The sequence below is a fragment of the Kribbella sp. NBC_01245 genome (assembly GCF_036226525.1).
GTDB lineage: Bacteria > Actinomycetota > Actinomycetes > Propionibacteriales > Kribbellaceae > Kribbella.
The window spans coordinates 5,120,130-5,136,571 of sequence record NZ_CP108487.1; the positions used below are offsets into that span (position 1 = coordinate 5,120,130).

16 protein-coding genes are annotated in these 16,442 nt (G+C 67.0%); 6 read left to right on the plus strand and 10 right to left on the minus strand.

The window, feature by feature from the left end; genetic code table 11:
• Positions 1-61: 61 nt before the first annotated feature.
• The 3 genes from OG394_RS23075 to OG394_RS23085 all read right to left on the minus strand — a co-directional run bounded on the left by OG394_RS23075 (position 62) and on the right by OG394_RS23085 (position 3,973).
• Positions 62-2,362 carry a sodium-translocating pyrophosphatase gene (locus OG394_RS23075; RefSeq protein ID WP_328989114.1) on the minus strand — a complete coding sequence of 767 codons (2,301 nt, stop codon included), beginning with the start codon at positions 2,360-2,362 and terminating at the stop codon, positions 62-64.
• A 212-nt stretch (positions 2,363-2,574) separates the two neighbouring features.
• Positions 2,575-2,904, minus strand: coding sequence for an STAS domain-containing protein (locus tag OG394_RS23080; protein ID WP_328989115.1), 330 nt, complete (start codon positions 2,902-2,904; stop codon positions 2,575-2,577).
• A gap of 106 nt (positions 2,905-3,010) precedes the next feature.
• Complete coding sequence (locus OG394_RS23085) at positions 3,011-3,973, minus strand: Lrp/AsnC family transcriptional regulator (protein WP_328989116.1); 963 nt, start codon at positions 3,971-3,973, stop codon at positions 3,011-3,013.
• 110 nt (positions 3,974-4,083) lie between these two features.
• On the opposite strand from OG394_RS23085, the gene OG394_RS23090 reads away from it, so the two are divergent.
• The 4 genes from OG394_RS23090 (at position 4,084) to OG394_RS23105 (ending at position 9,546) form a co-directional block, all read left to right on the plus strand.
• Positions 4,084-6,399, plus strand: a complete 2,316-nt coding sequence (locus OG394_RS23090; protein WP_328989117.1) for a DEAD/DEAH box helicase — start codon at positions 4,084-4,086, stop codon at positions 6,397-6,399.
• Positions 6,400-6,434: 35 nt separating this feature from the next.
• Positions 6,435-6,848, plus strand: coding sequence for a hypothetical protein (locus OG394_RS23095; protein ID WP_328989118.1), 414 nt, complete (start codon positions 6,435-6,437; stop codon positions 6,846-6,848).
• A 368-nt stretch (positions 6,849-7,216) separates the two neighbouring features.
• Positions 7,217-7,981 carry an RICIN domain-containing protein gene (locus OG394_RS23100; protein ID WP_328989119.1) on the plus strand — a complete coding sequence of 255 codons (765 nt, stop codon included), beginning with the start codon at positions 7,217-7,219 and terminating at the stop codon, positions 7,979-7,981.
• Positions 7,982-8,295: 314 nt separating this feature from the next.
• Positions 8,296-9,546: a CehA/McbA family metallohydrolase gene (locus OG394_RS23105; protein ID WP_328989120.1), complete on the plus strand. Its 1,251-nt coding sequence runs from the start codon at positions 8,296-8,298 to the stop codon at positions 9,544-9,546.
• A 3-nt stretch (positions 9,547-9,549) separates the two neighbouring features.
• Here OG394_RS23105 and OG394_RS23110 read toward each other — a convergent pair whose 3' ends face one another.
• Positions 9,550-10,833: an RNA polymerase sigma factor gene (locus OG394_RS23110; RefSeq protein WP_328989121.1), complete on the minus strand. Its 1,284-nt coding sequence runs from the start codon at positions 10,831-10,833 to the stop codon at positions 9,550-9,552.
• A 60-nt stretch (positions 10,834-10,893) separates the two neighbouring features.
• On the minus strand, positions 10,894-11,274 hold the full coding sequence (locus OG394_RS23115) for a YciI family protein (RefSeq protein ID WP_328989122.1): 381 nt from the start codon (positions 11,272-11,274) through the stop codon (positions 10,894-10,896).
• A gap of 540 nt (positions 11,275-11,814) precedes the next feature.
• Between OG394_RS23115 and OG394_RS23120 the strand changes: the two genes are divergently transcribed.
• Positions 11,815-12,435: a response regulator transcription factor gene (locus tag OG394_RS23120; protein ID WP_328989123.1), complete on the plus strand. Its 621-nt coding sequence runs from the start codon at positions 11,815-11,817 to the stop codon at positions 12,433-12,435.
• A 198-nt stretch (positions 12,436-12,633) separates the two neighbouring features.
• Here the strand turns inward: OG394_RS23120 and OG394_RS23125 are convergent, their stop codons facing one another.
• On the minus strand, positions 12,634-13,035 hold the full coding sequence (locus tag OG394_RS23125; RefSeq protein WP_328989124.1) for a hypothetical protein: 402 nt from the start codon (positions 13,033-13,035) through the stop codon (positions 12,634-12,636).
• Positions 13,036-13,295: 260 nt separating this feature from the next.
• Between OG394_RS23125 and OG394_RS23130 the strand changes: the two genes are divergently transcribed.
• Complete coding sequence (locus tag OG394_RS23130; protein ID WP_328989125.1) at positions 13,296-13,430, plus strand: hypothetical protein; 135 nt, start codon at positions 13,296-13,298, stop codon at positions 13,428-13,430.
• Positions 13,431-13,783: 353 nt separating this feature from the next.
• On the opposite strand, the gene OG394_RS40125 is transcribed toward OG394_RS23130, so the two are convergent.
• The 4 genes from OG394_RS40125 to OG394_RS23145 all read right to left on the minus strand — a co-directional run bounded on the left by OG394_RS40125 (position 13,784) and on the right by OG394_RS23145 (position 16,357).
• On the minus strand, positions 13,784-14,374 hold the full coding sequence (locus tag OG394_RS40125) for an Rv3654c family TadE-like protein (RefSeq protein WP_442914221.1): 591 nt from the start codon (positions 14,372-14,374) through the stop codon (positions 13,784-13,786).
• On the minus strand, positions 14,371-14,709 hold the full coding sequence (locus tag OG394_RS23135) for a TadE family type IV pilus minor pilin (RefSeq protein ID WP_328989126.1): 339 nt from the start codon (positions 14,707-14,709) through the stop codon (positions 14,371-14,373). Before OG394_RS23135 ends, OG394_RS40125 begins: the two co-directional genes overlap by 4 nt.
• 388 nt (positions 14,710-15,097) lie before the next feature.
• A complete protein-coding gene (locus tag OG394_RS23140) occupies positions 15,098-15,394 on the minus strand; it encodes a DUF4244 domain-containing protein (RefSeq protein WP_328989127.1) in 297 nt (98 codons plus the stop codon).
• A gap of 141 nt (positions 15,395-15,535) precedes the next feature.
• On the minus strand, positions 15,536-16,357 hold the full coding sequence (locus OG394_RS23145; RefSeq protein ID WP_328989128.1) for an aldo/keto reductase: 822 nt from the start codon (positions 16,355-16,357) through the stop codon (positions 15,536-15,538).
• Between the last annotated feature and the right edge of the window lie 85 nt (positions 16,358-16,442).

Sequence of the window (16,442 nt, forward strand, 5' to 3'; positions counted from 1 at the left end):
CGGAAATAGCGAAGGCCCACAGGTGGGTACCTGTGGGCCTTCGCGTTACTGCGTTAGTACGTCAGGCGGCTGCCTTGGCCTCGGCGGGGGTGTCGGAGATGACCGACTCCCGGCGCTTGGAGACCACGACGGCACCGACGACGATCAGCGTGGCCGCGATCGCGATGACCGCCCGGAGCACCGGGTTCTGGTCGTCGCCGATGGTCATGCTGACGACGGCCGGCGCGATCAGCACGGAGACCAGGTTCATCACCTTGATCAGCGGGTTGATGGCCGGACCGGCGGTGTCCTTGAACGGGTCGCCGACGGTGTCACCGATGATGGTGGCCTCGTGCGCGGGCGAACCCTTGCCACCGTGGTTGCCGTCCTCGACCAGCTTCTTCGCGTTGTCCCACGCGCCACCGGCGTTGGCCAGGAAGACCGCCATCAGCGTGCCGCTGGCGATCGCACCGGCCAGGTAACCGGCCAGGGCCGAGGCGCCGAGGCCGAAGCCGACGGCGATCGGGGCCAGGATGGCGAGCAGACCCGGCGTGGCCAGCTCCCGCAGCGAGTCGCGGGTGCAGATGTCGACGACCTTGCCGTACTCCGGCTTGCCAGTGCCGTCCATGATGCCCGGGATGTCGCGGAACTGGCGACGTACCTCGTAGACGACCGCACCGGCGGCACGGCCGACGGCGTTGATCGCGAGACCGGAGAACATGAACACGACGGCCGCACCGATGAGAATGCCGACCAGCGTGGACGGTTCGAAGACGCGGGACGCCTCGTTGAACTTCGCGAGCGCCTCGACGCTGAGCACCTCGGCGATCGACTGCGTGTACGAACCGAACAGCGCGGTGGCCGCCAGCACGGCGGTGGCGATCGCGATGCCCTTGGTGATGGCCTTGGTGGTGTTGCCGACGGCGTCCAGCTCGGTCAGGATCTGCGCCGCCTCGCCGTCGACGTCGCCCGACATCTCGGCGATGCCCTGCGCGTTGTCGGAGACCGGGCCGAAGGTGTCCATCGCGACGATGACGCCGACGGTGGTGAGCAGACCACAACCGGCCAGCGCGATCGCGAACAGCGCGACCACACCGGAACCGCCGACCAGGAAGGCGCCGTACACGGCCGCACCGATCACCAGCGCGGTGTAGACGGCGGACTCGAAGCCGACCGAGATACCGGACAGGATGACGGTGGCCGCACCGGTCAGCGAGGTCTTGCCGACGTCCTTGACCGGCTTGTCCTCGGTACCGGTGAAGTAGCCGGTCAGCGCCAGGATGACCGCTGCCAGCACGATGCCGATGATCACCGAGACGGTGGCGATGACGCGCGGGTCGCCGGTGTGCGCGGCGATGTCCGCGGCCACTCCGGTCAGCTCGCCGAACGACGACGGCAGGTAGACGAACGCCGCGATCGTACAGAGCACCGCGGAAATGCCGGCCGACAGATAGAAGGACCGGTTGATCGTCTTCAGACCGTTCTCGCCGGCGCGCGGCTTGGTCAGGTAGACGCCGATCACGGCGGTGACGGCACCGATGGCCGGCACGATCAGCGGGAAGACCAGACCGTGCTCACCGAAGGCGATCTTGCCCAGGATCAGCGAGGCCACCAGCATCACGGCGTACGACTCGAACAGGTCCGCGGCCATACCGGCGCAGTCACCGACGTTGTCGCCCACGTTGTCGGCGATGGTCGCCGCGTTGCGGGGGTCGTCCTCGGGAATGTTCTGCTCGACCTTGCCGACCAGGTCGGCGCCGACGTCGGCGGCCTTGGTGAAGATACCGCCACCGACACGCATGAACATGGCGAGCATGGCGGCACCGAAGCCGAAGCCCTCGAGCACCGTCGGGGCGTCACCCTGGAACAGCAGCACCACGATCGCGGCGCCGAGCAGGCCGAGGCCCACCGTCGCCATACCCACGGTGCCACCGGTACGGAAGGCCACCTTCATGGCCGGGTCGCGGCCCTCGTCGCGCGCGGCCGCGGCGACGCGGACGTTGGCGCGAGTGGCCAGCCACATGCCCAGATAGCCGATGGAGGCCGAGAAGCCCGCACCGATCAGGAAGAAGACCGACCGCGCGATCCGCAGCGTGGTCTCGTTCCCATCGCCGTGCACCGGCAACAGGAACAGCAGCAGGAAGGCGATCACGGCGAAGACCGACAGCGTCTTGAACTGCCGGGACAGATAGGCCGACGCGCCTTCCTGGACCGCGACCGCGATCGTCTTCATGTTCTCGGTGCCATCGTTCGCGGCAAGCACCTGACCGCGGAACACCATCGCGATGCCGATCGCGAAGATCGCGATCGCGCCGACGACAATGACCAGCGTGGTGTTGCTCGACGAAAGATCCACCGCTTGTACCGCAAGCAGCGCGGACATCCGTCCTCCTTGTTAGGGCCCCCGGCGCGGCGGCCCCCGTGCCACCGCGAACGCGAGGAAATGTGGCTACAAACTGAACGCCAATGACCTGGCGGTGCGTCACTCTAACGGGTGCTAAACCAGACCTGGCGACAGGGTGGTCTACGCCACATTTCTTGCGGTCCGTGGCCTGGTGACTACGAGTAGTCACCAAGCCCGGCGGTGGTCCCGGCTCAGATCGCCGAGGCCACGTTGTCGTGGATGTCGAACACCTTGTCCAGACCAGTGATCCGGAAGATCTTCAGCAGTCGTTCCTGCGTGCAGACCAGAGCCAGCGAGCCCTCGTTCGTCCGGGCCCGTTTCAATCCACCGACCAGCACGCCCAGGCCCGTGGAGTCAAGGAATTCGACCTTTTCCAGGTCCATCACCAGGTGATGGTTGCCCGCATCGACCAGCGAGACGATGGTCTCGCGGAGTTTCGGCGCGGTGTAGACATCGATCTCCCCACCCACTTCGACGACTGTGCGCTCACCTTCGGTGCGCGTCGTCAGCGACAGATCCACTTCGGCCTCCGATCCCGTGAACGGTTGCATTCAACCATGTACGGACTGTGAGATGTGCCCCCGGATCCAACTCGGTCACCAACTCGTTGCCCAAGCTCCCAGTGGTTTATTTGTCAACACTCGCCGGTGTCCGAAGTCGGACTGGCCCAGCGGCTTTGAGGTCCTCCCAACCGGGGCTGGTTTCGGCCGCCGCGATGGCATCGAAAGCCAACCGCCCGGTCAGGTAGGCGTGCAACCGCTCCGGCGTTGGACAGCGCACATTCACGAGCAGATTCGTCCGTCCGGTCGTCGCCGCGACAACGGTCGACTCGTCATGATCGGCGATGGCCCGGGCAACGTTGTCGAGCTCGGCCGGCTGCACGGACAACCAGATCAAGGCCTGCCCCGTCGCCACTTCGTCCGCTTCCACTTGTACGTCGAAGAACAGCGCGCCACTCGTCCGTAGCTCCGCAAGCCGCTTCGCGACAGTCGCCGCGGACCACCCAGTCGCGACGGCCAGTTCGCCGTACGACGTTCTCCCGTCCTCCAGCAGTACGTCGAGCAGCCGGCGATCCGCATCTCCGAGTACGACGGGCTTCCGGTCCACAGGTGGTGGCTGCAGCTGCCGCTCCTGGTCATCGGTCAATACGCGACTACTACCCCGCCAAGCGCTCGGGCCACCTAGGTACATCCGCAACAGGTAGTGCGCGGAGATCGCCGTAATACCTGCCGTGCGCGGGATGTCCCGCAGCAAGAGGTCAGGCGGAGTCATGTGGACAACGGCCACCACCTCGGTACCGCCGGAGGCGAGTCGCACCCAAGACGTGTCAGCCCGTTTCGCCAAGGCCTGGCCGACGTCTGCCGCGGCATCGCCGGCCGTCAGCCGGATCACCCACGGCTCCCCCTGTGGATAAAGCAGCCCCGCGATCCGGAGGCCGGAGTCGTTCCGGAGGCGGGCGTATCGCCTCGCGACGGTCTGCGTCGAGGTGCCGAGCACGGCCGCGACCCGGGTGAACGGCGCCCGGGCGTCGATCCGCAGCGCGTGGACCAACCCCCGATCCAGCTCATCCCATGGTCTATATCTCGACATATCTCTCTCTTAATGGAAGTTATCCACAAGCTTATCCACCTATGTGGACAATTATGCGATTGAGCGGACACGGTGTGTAGATGTCGGAGGCGACTACTAGGTTTGGGGGTATGCGTGACGGCGGTGAGGCGGCGGGCGTGCTCAAGCGGCTTGCGGCCGGGCCTGGGCGTGCGGAGCGGCTGACGCATGTCGAGCCGGTGCCGGCACGCCCTAGCCGCACGGGCGCTTGGCCGCGCTGGGTGCCCGCTGAAGTGCTCGCGCAACTGGCCGAAGCCGGAATCACCGAGCCGTGGATCCACCAGATCGCGACGGCCGAAGCGGCGTACGGCGGCCGTTCGGTAGTAGTAGCCACCGGAACGGCGTCCGGGAAGTCGCTCGGCTACTGGCTTCCCGCGTTCGCCACGCTGGCCATAGCCGAGGCGGCGTCCCCTCACCGTCGTACGGCGTCAGTGCTCTATCTGTCGCCCACCAAGGCTCTTGCGCACGACCAGCTCCGGGCGGTCTCCGCGTTCACCGTGCCGGGTCTGCGCGCCACGACGCTCGACGGCGACTCCGAACGGACCGAGCGCGACTGGGCCCGGGACCACGCCACCTATGTCTTGAGCAATCCGGACATGTTGCACCGGTCAGTGCTGCCCAACCACCAACGCTGGGCCCGATTCCTCGGCAGCCTGCAGTACGTCGTAGTAGACGAGTGCCACCACTACCGAGGCGTCTTCGGCGCACACGTCGCAGGAGTCCTCCGCAGGCTTCGCCGGGTCTGCGCCCACTACGGGTCGTACCCGGTCTTCGTCTGCGCCTCGGCGACTGTTGCCGAGCCGGCCGTCTCTGGCGAACGGCTGACCGGTCTGCCGATGGAGGCCGTCACCGACGACGGTTCACCCCGTGGCGGCGTCTCCTTCGGCCTGTGGGAACCACCGCTCGTTTCGTCGTACGGCGGGGAGAACGGCGCGCAGGTCCGTCGCTCAGCTACCGCCGAGGTGGCCGACCTACTGACCGATCTGGTCGTCTCGGGCGTTCGTACCGTGGCCTTCGTTCGTTCGCGACGTGGTGCCGAGTCTGTCGCGATGACTGCTCGGGCCAACTTGGAGGAGGTAGACCCGAGCCTTGTCGACCAGGTCTCGGCGTACCGCGCGGGTTATCTCCCGGAGGAACGACGTCGTCTGGAGGCCATGCTGCACAGTGGCGAGCTAACGGGTGTTGCCGCCACCAACGCGCTCGAGCTCGGCGTGGATATCGCCGGGCTGGACGCAGTACTACTGACGGGCTGGCCGGGGACTAGGGCATCCCTCTGGCAGCAGGCGGGACGAGCCGGCCGTTCCGGCACTGAGGCGTTGGCGCTTCTGGTGGCCCGGGACGATCCACTGGACACCTACTTGGTCCGGCACCCGGAGGCGATCTTCGGACGACCAGTGGAGGCCACGGTCTTCAACCCGGAGAATCCGTACATCCTCGGGCCACAGCTATGTGCCGCAGCTCAGGAACTGCCGCTCACGACGGACGACTTCGAGGTCTTCGGCTCCACTACAGAGCGGGTCATCGGTCAGCTGGTCTCGCAGGGGCTGTTGCGGCCTCGGCCACGCGGCTGGTTCTGGACGCGGCGCGACCGGGCCGTGGACGCGATCGACATCCGCTCGGCCGGCGGCCGGACCGTGCAGATCGTCGAGGAGGAGACCGGGCGCCTGCTCGGTACGGTCGACGGCGGCGCGGCCCATGCGAGCGTGCACGAGGGCGCGGTCTACGTCCATGCCGGCGAGTCCTATCTGGTCCGCACGCTCGACCTCGAGGGCCACGCGGCGATCGTGGCACCGGCCGCGCCGGACTACACGACGTTTGCCCGGGACATCACCGAGATCGGCATCCTCGGGGCCGAGGCCAGTACCAGCTGGGGTGCCGCCGAGCTGTCGCGCGGCTGGGTCCAGGTGACGCACCAGGTGGTGTCGTACCAGCGCAAGCAGCTCGTCACCGGCGACATCCTCGACGAGGTTCCGCTGGAACTGCCCGAGCGGACGCTGCGCACCAAGGCCGTCTGGTGGACCCTGCCGGACGACCAGGTCGCGGCACTCGGCCTGGACGACGTACCGGGTGCGGCCCATGCCGCCGAACACGCCTCGATCGGACTGCTGCCGTTGTTCGCTACTTGCGATCGCTGGGACATCGGTGGCGTCTCGACCGCGCGGCACGCCGACACCGGCTGCCTGACCGTTTTCGTGTACGACGGCCATCCCGGTGGCGCGGGTTTCGCCGAACATGGCTACGCGGCGGCGCGCGAGTGGTTGACCGCGACCCGGGAGGCGATTGCACACTGTGAGTGCAGCCAAGGTTGCCCCTCGTGCGTCCAGTCGCCCAAATGCGGGAACGGGAACAACCCGCTCGACAAGGCAGGAGCCGTCACCCTCCTGTCCGCGCTACTCGCAGACCACTAGCACCAACGGCATCGGCACCGGAAAGGCAGCCTGCCATGTTCGTTCTCGGAATCGTTTTGATAGTTGTCGCCGTCCTGGCCGGCCTGGGAGTCGCCACGACCTCCGGCCAGGCAACCACCCTGGAGGTGTACGGCATCGACCTCGGCATGTCGGTCTCCGCCGTCTTCTTCTTCGGCGCGGCAGCCGGCGCGGTCGCCATAGCCGGGCTGTGGCTGGTGAAGAAGGGCGTTGGCCGCGGCTACCGCCGGCGCAAGGAGGTCAAGGAGCTCCGCCAGCAGGTCGAGGCCACGCCGACCACGCCGGACAAGCAGGTCGAGACCGCGCCGGCCGCGCCGGGCACCGGCACTTCCGATGAAGTTGCCGAAGGCACCGATACTGTTGCCAAAGGCACCAATGCTGCTGACGAGGGCACCGATCATCCGCGCTCGTCTGAGCATCCGGTCACCTGATGCCTCGAATTCATTGAGGTTCCGTCTCAGCGAACGCACAGTCGGCACGCGGAAAACTACGGTTCCGTAATAGGGGCCTTACGCAACCACTTGATCACTGGCAATTAGTTGCCAATGGCATCAAGTGTCATCGAATTGCCATAACCGACACTGGTCAAGCTGTGCATTACTGGTCGTGGCGTAAACGTTGCGACGAGTCACCAGCGGTCTCAGGTCAGCCGGCCCGAACCTCACACGAGCCGAACACCTCAGGATCGCCCCCCCGCGCAAGGGGCTCTGGAGTGGACCGACAGCACCGGCGATGACCTGTCCCGAACGGGGTCCCGACGACCTATCGCCTAGAGATGGCACGACCTCTGGAGGTTGTCTTGATCATCCGTAGATTGTTGACCCGCACCGGCGTGGCGGTCCTGGCCGTCAGCGTGGCACTCGCCACGGCGGTCCCCGCGCAGGCCGCGGCGCCGACCGAACGCTCCGACAACCCACCCGCGGCCACATTCAAGGTCGGGGTGCCGAAGCAGATCGGCAGTACCGCGGACACCCGCTACTGCCTCACCTTCGTGGCGGCGGAGAAGATCCCGATGGCGGTGATGCTGCCCTGCGCTCCGAAGCGGGCCGGCAAAGCACAGCAGTGGATCTGGACCGCCAAGGGTGAGCTGCAGGTTGCTCTGAGCAAGTCCGTCGGTGGCGAACTTGCGAAGACCGGTGCCTGCCTCGACACCGCGGCGGACCTCGTACCGACACCGGCCGAAGCGCCGGTTCTGGTACTGCCCTGCCGCGACGCCGATGGCCAGAAGTGGACCCACGACAAGGACACCGGAGCCCTCGTCAACGTGGCGAACGGTCAGGCCCTGAGTTCGATGATCGGCAAGGCCAAGCAGGCCCGTCCGACGGCCACCGAGCCGGCCGACGGTTCGCCGGCACAGGCTTGGCGTCAGCTCCCGATCCCGAACCTGGACATCCTGGGCGCGATCATGGCACTGGTGAACGCGCTGCTCAGCGCGCTCGGCCTGAGCCTGCCGCTGCCGATCGAGAAGGCCGCGGCCTCGCTACTGGAGCTGGTCGGCGGCAAGCTGCCGATCCCGGCCCAGATGCAGGTGCTGCCGAAGCAGATGATCAACCTGGTGCGCTGAGCACCGACCGAGGAGGAGCCTTTTAGAAGGAAGGGCGGTCCCGGCTCACAAGGCCGGAACCGCCCTTCGCTTTTGAGCATTTCGCTCTGTTGTGGAGATGATCGCAGTGCGGATCGAGCCACCGACTCGACCGCCCGCGGCGATCAGCCGAGGATTTGGTGAAGCCTGCCTTGACGCGTCCGTTAAGCCAGCGGCGTGGCCGTTAGTCCCTGACAACGTTTTCCGTTGCCGTGGGCAAAAGTCTTCACATCGTCGTTTGAGAGTGCCAAGGTTGTGCGGCACGGTTGCACAATCTGCAAGGACGGGTCTGACCGATGGCTATCACGACGTACCGGCGGACCTGGACCCTTGACGATCGGGCCGAGTCGGTCTGGCATTCGCTGCCGGTGGACATCCCGCCGGGTTGCGAAGGCCTGACGGTCCGGCTGTCGGAACCACCTCCGGGCGCGGTGATCGACATCGGCTGCGAGGGTGCTGCCGGTTGGCGCGGGTGGTCCGGCGGAGCGCGGCGCTCGTACGCGATCACCCCAACCGACGCGACCCCTGGCTATATCCCGGGCGAGCTGGAACCCGGCGTCTGGTGGGTGGTGCTCGGGCTGCACCGGATCCCCGTCGAGGGCGTCGAGCTGGTGGTGGAGGCATCCACCGGGCCGGTCGCACGCGGGGATATCCCGGGTTTGTCGTCGTACGAGTCGGACTCGGCGGCAGTCGTCGTACCGGCTCGTCCGCCGCGTCGCGAACTGCCGTCGGTGGACGGATTGCGCTGGGTTGCGGCGGACTTCCACGCGCATACGTTGCACTCGGACGGCTCGGCCCCGGTGGCGGCCGTCGCCGCGCTCGGAGTGGCGGCCGGGCTCGACGTCATGGCGATCACTGACCACAACACCGAGGCGCATCACGCCGAGCTTTTACCGGTGGGCGAGCGGCTCGGCATCGGCCTCATCCCCGGGCAGGAGACCACCACTGATTCCGGACATGCCAACGCCTTCGGGGCGATCGGCGTGATCGACTTCCGGCAGCCGGCCGAGACGTGGGTGGCCGAGGTGGCGCGGCGTGGTGGGTTGATGTCGATCAACCATCCGCTGGGCGGCGACTGCTCGTGGCGGCAGCCCTTACCGGTTCACCCGCCATTGGCCGAGCTGTGGCACTCCTCCTGGCTCGACCGCCGCTGGGGTGGTCCGGTGGCCTTCTGGCACGCGTGGGGCGCTTCTACTACAGCCATTGGCGGTAGCGACTGGCACAGCCCGTCGTCGTTGACGCTGCCTGGTTCACCTACTACTTGGGTGGCCGTCGACGCGGCTGCCGCAGGCCCTGACGAGCTGCCGGGGTTGGTGCTCGCTGGACTCGCCGCAGGCCGTACGTCGGTCTCTGCGGGCTATGCCGCGCCAGTGCTGCTGCGAAACGGCGACACGTTCGTGGCCGTCGACGCGCCCGGCACGCTGCTGCTCGGGTGGGACGGCAGCCGGCGCGCTGTACGCAAGCCGTACGAGGAGTTCCCGGCCGACCTACCCGGCGCGCACATCCTGATCGACCACACCGGCCAGGTCCTAGCCCTCTCGTCTTGAGCCCTAGCCGATGAGCTCTGCGCGGCGGGTCGTCAGGAATTCCCGTTCGGCGGCGTTGTCGGCCCGCGCAATCGCCTCGTCGTACGCCGCAACCGCCTCATCCGAACGCCCGAGCCGCCGGAGCAGGTCGGCCCGAATCGCGTGGAACAGGTAGAACTTCGCCAAGTCCAACGCCTCCACCTCCTCGATCGCCGCCGCCGGCCCCTCCACCTCGGCGAGGGCGACGGCCCGGTTGAGCGCGACCACCGGACTCGGCGCGATCACCATCAACTGGTCGTACAACTGGAGAATCTGCCGCCAATCCGTCGCGTCCGCAGTCGCGGCATCACTATGTACGGCGTGGATGGCGGCCTGGATCTGGTACGGCCCGGGCTGATCGCGGCGCAAGCACTTGCGCACCAGCGCCTGGCCTTCGGCGATGTGGCCCTGGTTCCAACGCGCACGATCTTGGTCTGGCAGCAGCACGAGCCGGCCTCGGTCATCCGTCCGGGCCCGACGACGCGACTCGGTCAGGAGCATCAGCGCGAGCAACCCGAACACCTCCGGCTCGTCCGGCATCAGCTCGGCCAGCAACCGCGCGAGCCGGATCGCCTCGCGGCAGAGCTCCTCGCGGACAAGCTCATCCCCCGAGCTGGCGGTATATCCCTCGTTGAAGATCAGGTAGAGCACCGCGAGTACGCCGCGAAGGCGGTCCGGCAGATCAGCCTCTGCCGGTACGCGATAAGGAATGCCCGCATCCCGGATCTTGCCCTTCGCCCGAACCAGCCGCTGCGCCATCGTCGCCTCGGGCACCAGAAACGCGCGTGCGATCTCCACCGTCGTGAGTCCACCGAGCAGCCGCAGGGTCAACGCGACCCGAACCGGCATCGCCAGAGCCGGATGGCAACAGGTGAAGATCAGCCGCAATCGGTCGTCCTCCACGGCCTCCGCCTCCCCTGGCCCAGCGCTCCCGCCGTACGCCTCGCTTTGCGCCTGATCTCGCACCTGGTCTTGCGCCTGATCCTGGGCCTGGCCTTCGGCAAGCTGCGCGGCCTGGACGTGTTTGGCATCGCGATTCGCCTCGCGGCGCAGACGGTCGATCGCGCCGTTCCGAGCAGTGGTGATGATCCAGCCGGCCGGACTCGGCGGCAGCCCCTTGGCCGGCCAATGCTCGACGGCCTTGGCAAAGGCGTCCTGCACAGCCTCCTCGGCAAGATCGATATCCCCGAGCACGCGGGTCAGCACAGCCACCGCACGGCCATACTCCGCCCGGAAAACCCGCTCGATCTCCCCCGCCCGACCAGTCACACCTCAACGCCCATCCAGCTCAACCACCTGTCCCGTTCAATGCTCGTCCCGGGTCAATGCTCATTCGGCGGGACGGTCGTCCGGACTCGCGCACGAGCCGTGCTCCATCGGCCAGACCTCGATCGACAGCGGCGCCAGGATCTCGGCCAGCCGCCCACCCCAATCCATCGCCGCGTCCAGGTCAGACACGCTGATGATCGTGAACCCACCGAGGTGCTCCTTCCCCTCCGCGAACGGCCCGTCGGTGACCAGGTTCTCCCCGTCGCGATGCCGCAGCACCGTCGCCGAACTCGCAGGCGTCAAACCCCCCGAGAACACCCAGGCGCCGGCCTCGCGCAGTTCGTCATGCCACACCTCGAGCTTCGCCATCACCGGCTCGAGAAACTCCGGCGGTGGGACCACGCCATCCGGCTGATAGATGCCCAACATGTACTTCTTCATCCGCTCCGCCCTCCTTCTTTCGCCACGCCGCGATCGGTACCGCTTGCGCCACCTTCGTGCCGCGATCAGCACCCCGTCCGCAAGCCTTCGCACCGCGATCAGGACCGCTTCCGCATTTCCCTTCGTGCGCGATCAGCACCGCGTCCGCATTACCGTCGTACCGCGATCCCGACCGCGTCCGTACTTCCCTTCGTGCCGCGATCGGCACTGTGCCTGTGCCGGGATCGGTACCCGTGCACACCTTCCATACGAACAGCACCTGCCCGGATCGACACCGTGGCCGGAATTTTCCTGCGAGTCGGGGACCTTGGTGTGACTGGTGGGACAGGAGGCTATTACTGTCCTCCCAGACACGCTCTGGAACTGAGGCTCAACAGCCGGTCGCTATCCGGTCGCTTTCTGGTCGCGATCCGGTCGCGCTCCGGCGATGACCTGGACGTCAACCGACCTCGAGCCCGATGATCTGGAACGTCGTCCCGCCCATTTCAGTCCACCGGAACGTGTGCCCACCACGATCCGACACCTCCACGGAGGCCCGCGTTGCACGACCGCATCCGGTTGTTGCTGGTCGATGACCAGATCCTCAGCCGCGGGGTGCTCAGAAGCCGGCTCGAACGCGAACGTGACCTCGAGGTGGTCGCCGAACTGAGCCGCAAGGACGACGTGGTCGCCGCCGCCAAACACCACCGGGCCAACGTCGCCCTGCTCGACGCCTGCCTACCCGAACGCGAAAGCATCTCCGTCACCTCCGAACTCCGTACCTCCATGCCCGAATGCCGCGTCGTGATGCTGACCACGTACGGCCGGCCGGGCTATCTCCGTCGCGGCCTCGATGCGGGCGCGAAAGGTTTCGCCCTGCAGAACAGCCCCGCACCGCAACTAGCCGATGCCGTCCGCCGGGTCCACCTCGGCCTCCGCGTCGTCGACGCGAACCTCGCCGCCGAAACCCTCCGCTACGAGCAGACCCCACTCGACCCCGGCGAAACCGACACCCTCCGAGCCGCCCGCGACGGCGGCACCGTCTCCGCCCTCGCAGCCGAACTCGCCATCTCCGAACGCCTGGTCCGCATCCGCCTCTGGTCCGCCATCGGCAAAACCGGCGCCCGAACCCGAGCCGACGCCATCAACATCGCCGAACGCAACGGCTGGCTCCCCGACTAGCCGACCTCGCGTCATCCCCCGCCATCCACATCAGGCGGTCCACGCCATAGGCCTCCGCTGCCCGTCTGCGCGGCGACCACCCTCGCCGCCTTCACACCCATCGGCATGCTCCGGCGACGCGCCCGACCTAGCCAGTCGCCTCGCTGCGCCGGGGCGCCGTGCTCCGCCGCTGTGCCGTGCTCCACGTCGTCCCCGCCCTCACGCGCTTGGTGTGGTGCCGTCCAGCCGTTCTCGAAGCCAGGACGGCCCGGTGGTGCGGGCGTCGAACTCTTCTACTCGGCGGCGAAGTTCGCGGTCGGCGGTTATGACGAGAATCTCCCGATGAGCGTCCGCCTCTCGAGCAGACGCGACCACATCGACGATCGTGTCGTCACCCGAGTTGGCGGCATGAACCACACGCAGTCCCGCCTCATCACCTGGCGGCACACCTTTGCGAGCAGCTCCTTCAAGCACGACCGTGATGTCGTACGGCTCGCCAACCCCCTGCCGCAACGATTCGACCAACCGCGCGGCCGCCCCCGCCCGGTCCCGCCACCACCCATCCGGACGCGAGCCAACCACATTCGCCGCATCAACCACCAACAACGCCAACCCCGCCATCCCCAACCCACCTCCACCGCAATCACCACTCCGCCACCGCTACTTCATCCACGCCCGCCAGCCTCTCACCACCACTCCACCGCCACCCGCCGCCGCTCCGACCGCCCCTTCCACACCCCACCAGCCATCCTTTCCACACCGCTCCGACTAGTACGCGCCCACGCAGCAGCCGCTCCGCCCGGCCTCGACAGAGCGGATGTGTAGCAACGCACGGGTGAACCGCCCGGTCTGAAGAAGGCCGCTCACCGGGTCCAGTCGCCATGGCCAGCAACACCGCGTCGAACGGCACCGGGTCGAACGGCACCGGGTCGAACGGCACCGGGTCGAACGGCACCGGGTCGAACGCGGCCTTGGCAGGCGTCGTCGCCCACAGATGGTCGACTTCGCGCCATTAGCCGTCCTGGAACCGCGTCGCCACGGCGGCCGCGACTGCGACCGCGAAGTCAGCCGAGCGAGGCGTCAGTCATCTCGAAGCCCGCGCCGCCTCGCACTCGGGAGCCGCTGCCGAGCGTGCTATTGACCAATGTCCGGCTGTGCGGCCGGTCGAAGCAGGCGAGGACTGTTGCTGGCGTCGGGTGTGGGCCACCCGACGCGGCGTGCGCCGCGAGCTTCCTCGACTCCGACGGCCCTGGCGCCAACACCGCCTCAGCTGGACGTACCGAAGCGCAAACCACCACCTCGGCAGTAGGCGCCACGGGAGGCCAGGGTTGTCGAGGGTGCTGCGGCCGTGTCGCAGGGCGGGGTGTGGCTATCCGTCGGGTACGTGCAGACCTTGCCCGTTGCTGGGCGCGATTGGGCCGGCGCGGGAGCTTGCGGTGATAGTGGGTGAGCCGAGTTTGCCGAGGTGCAGTTGGACCGAGGTGACTACTACGACTTCTGTGGATTGGTCGATGGTGCATCGGGCGAGAGTAGTGCGGTGTTCTGTCGCGATTCTGACTGCTATTTTGCAGGCGGCTTCGTTTGACTCGCTTATTTGCAAGGTGTTAGCGCCGCTTAATGACGCGAGGTCGGCGGCGGTCGCGGCTTGGTGTTTGGCTGTGAGCACGGTTATCCAGAGAACAGCGGCGAAGGCGCCAGCCAGTATCAGCACCGCCACGGCCATTGTCAGCAACGTGCCGCTCCCGCGCTCGGTACGCACAACGACGCGCTGACACTTGCCATCACGATGACGATCGCGGTGGCGGCGACGATCCCGTTGGCAGTGGCGATCCCGGTGGCAGTGCCGATCGCGGTGGCAGTTGCGATCGCGGTGGCAGTTGCGGTGAGGCTGATTGTGGTGAGGCTGGCGGTGGGGCTGGGCGTTGGATGCGCGTGGGGAGGTGGTGTGAGGGCGGGTCATGGGGATTCGCCTGGTTCGGCATGGATTACGGATCGGGCGGTGAGGTTTGTGGTTGGTAGGAGTTTCAGGAAGGCTCCTTCGCCTTGGGCTTCGGCTTGGACTGTCACCACGACGTCTGAGCCTTGACGGGTGATGGTGATGTGGGCGCCGCGTGGGGCGGTTCGCTCACCTAGGGATCGCGCGATGGATTCGCTTTCGCCGCGGGCGACTGCTCGGGCGACGTCGCGAGCGGCATCACCGCAGCGGACGTTGGCGACGAGGACCCCAATCAGCCAAAGGGCGCCGAACATCGCGATGACGAGCACTGGCAGCACGATCGCGACCTCAGCAGTCACCGACCCACGCTGACCACGAGCCCGAAACAACCACCGCCACGGCAACGGCTGTCGCCACAGCGACCGCAATGACAACGGCGACCCCGACTGCAACGCTGACGGCCACGGCAACCGTGGCGGTGGCGAGGACGAGGACGACGAGGACGACGGTGGCGACAGTGAAGCGGATCGTCTACGACATGTGCGCAGTGGGCGGGTGGTGGGTGTTGCGGTGCGCGTCGGCGATGTTGTGGAGAGATGGATGAGGTTGTCCGGGAGAACGTGTTGGCGTATCGGCTGGATCAGTCCGCTTGCCTTTGGGTGTCGGGATTGGTGCATCTTGACCTCCCTTTCTGGTGGGCCACCGGGCCGCGCGCGTGAGGAGCGCGCGGCCGGGTGAGTGGGCGGTCTAGAGTTCGAAGTCGATGCCGGCGGCGCGTAGGGCGGCGTTGATGATTGCCTTTAGCAACGATTGCATGGCATCCGACTTCAGCAGGGCGATCAGGATGCCGCCGAAACCGCAGGCTGCGACCGTGGCGATCGCGTACTCGGCGGTGGCCGCGCCTCGTTCACCGCGAGATCGCCCAACCCGCGCGGCACGGGCAGCACGGGCGAGTTGGGAGGCGGCGCGGATCCGGCCTCCAGCGAGCGCCAGTGCGCGACCACGGACGGGACTGGGCTGAACGGCGACCAGCGTCTTGGACATGTCGAACCTCCTGCTCTGCCGCCCCGGTACTTCCAGGGCGGTTCGAGGAGAAGATGCAGTCGACTTTCCCCTTTCAGACAAGGAGATTTGAACCTGGGGACAACTTTCCCGAGCCCGCCGCGCTACAGACCCGGCGCGAATTCAGACCAACGCGTCCAGTCGTGCGACTTGGTTCGCAGTCAGTTCGATCTGGCCCGTCGCGACGTTGGCGATGAGGTGCTCCGCGGACGACGTACCAGGGATGGGCACGACGACCGGCGAGCGATGTAGGAGCCAAGCAAGCGACACCTGCTGTGGCGTCGCGGCCACCTCACTCGCGACTTGATCCAGCACCGCACTCGGCTCGCGGGCGATCGGAAGCCAAGGAATAAAGGTGATTCCCGCACGAGTGCAGTGGTCGAGAACGGAATCATGCTCACGATCCATCAGGTTGTAGCGGTTCTGTACGCTGACCACCTCAACGTACCGGCGCGCCTCCTCGAGTTGATCGACCGTGACCTCCGAGAGCCCAACATGGCGAACCTTGCCTTCAGCAACCAATTGCGCCAGCGCGCCGAACTGATCCGCCAACGGCACCAACGGGTCGATCCGGTGCAACTGGAGCAGGTCGATTCGCTCCACTCGCAGGCGCCGCAGGCACAACTCGGCTGCCTGCCTCAGGTACTCCGGCCGCCTGACCGGCTTCCACTCCGAGGGCGACGGGCGGGTGTGGCCGATCTTTGTGGCGATGACCAGGCCGTCGGAATACGGATAGAGGGCCTCGGCCAGTAGTTCCTCGTTCGCGCCGATGCCGTACGCGTCGGCGGTGTCGATGAAGTTGACGCCGAGTTCCACGGCCAGGCGGGCGATCCGGACGGACTCGCGACGGTCCTCGGCCGGCCGGTACCCGGTCAACCGCATCGCGCCGAAGCCGAGGCGCCGGATCTCGAGTTCGCCGAGCTTGAGGGTCGGTTCGATGCTCATGGATAACTCCTTCGTCGGGGATGACCATTCGTCATGCTCCGGCGCCGGACGAGCGCTTCCAATGGATTTAGACTGGCCTAAATCG

Coding starts and splice junctions, on each gene's coding strand:
- OG394_RS23145 (WP_328989128.1), bottom strand. CDS start 16,357: ATGAGCATCGAACCGACCCTCAAGCTCGGCGAACTCGAGATCCGGCGC.
- OG394_RS23105 (WP_328989120.1), top strand. CDS start 8,296: ATGGCTATCACGACGTACCGGCGGACCTGGACCCTTGACGATCGGGCC.
- OG394_RS23095 (WP_328989118.1), top strand. CDS start 6,435: ATGTTCGTTCTCGGAATCGTTTTGATAGTTGTCGCCGTCCTGGCCGGC.
- OG394_RS23130 (WP_328989125.1), top strand. CDS start 13,296: ATGGCCAGCAACACCGCGTCGAACGGCACCGGGTCGAACGGCACCGGG.
- OG394_RS40125 (WP_442914221.1), bottom strand. CDS start 14,374: ATGACCCGCCCTCACACCACCTCCCCACGCGCATCCAACGCCCAGCCC.
- OG394_RS23090 (WP_328989117.1), top strand. CDS start 4,084: ATGCGTGACGGCGGTGAGGCGGCGGGCGTGCTCAAGCGGCTTGCGGCC.
- OG394_RS23085 (WP_328989116.1), bottom strand. CDS start 3,973: ATGTCGAGATATAGACCATGGGATGAGCTGGATCGGGGGTTGGTCCAC.
- OG394_RS23115 (WP_328989122.1), bottom strand. CDS start 11,274: ATGAAGAAGTACATGTTGGGCATCTATCAGCCGGATGGCGTGGTCCCA.
- OG394_RS23140 (WP_328989127.1), bottom strand. CDS start 15,394: ATGTCCAAGACGCTGGTCGCCGTTCAGCCCAGTCCCGTCCGTGGTCGC.
- OG394_RS23075 (WP_328989114.1), bottom strand. CDS start 2,362: ATGTCCGCGCTGCTTGCGGTACAAGCGGTGGATCTTTCGTCGAGCAAC.
- OG394_RS23125 (WP_328989124.1), bottom strand. CDS start 13,035: ATGGCGGGGTTGGCGTTGTTGGTGGTTGATGCGGCGAATGTGGTTGGC.